We start from the raw sequence: 379 nt of genomic DNA, 5'->3' as shown, positions 1-379 counted from the left end.
GCTTAATATGCGGCTGCTTAATTTTCCCCTGAAAATCAGCAGGAACTTCATACAACTCTGGAAAATAGACACGTTTAAAGCCGAGTCTTTGATTATCTTTATAACCATCTTTAAGCTTAAGTGTTTTAAGCCTGGTTGCTGGCATATTTGGCCGAGTTTCAAAATTCAGCTCAAGGATCTCGTCACTTGGCGTAATCCCTTCATCTTCAAGGTATTGTTTAAAGGTTGCCATGTAATCGGCACGTACACCGAATACATTCAGTGTCTCTAATTTTTCCAGATGCAACCCTTTCGGACGCTCACCGGGTGTACTGCGTTTCAAAGAATAATTGCGACCTTTAAGGCGAACGCCACGACCAAATAACTGAATGATCTGTGA

General features: G+C 41.7%; 1 protein-coding gene. It reads right to left on the bottom strand.

From position 1 onward, the window contains the following. The coding region (locus C1I98_RS40215; RefSeq protein ID WP_199537626.1) for a hypothetical protein at positions 1 to 379 on the bottom strand (379 nt) is incomplete at both ends.

It is taken from the genome of Spongiactinospora gelatinilytica (assembly GCF_003236385.1).
Classification (GTDB): domain Bacteria; phylum Actinomycetota; class Actinomycetes; order Streptosporangiales; family Streptosporangiaceae; genus Spongiactinospora; species Spongiactinospora gelatinilytica.
This window is presented reverse-complemented; position numbering and strand designations above follow the sequence as displayed.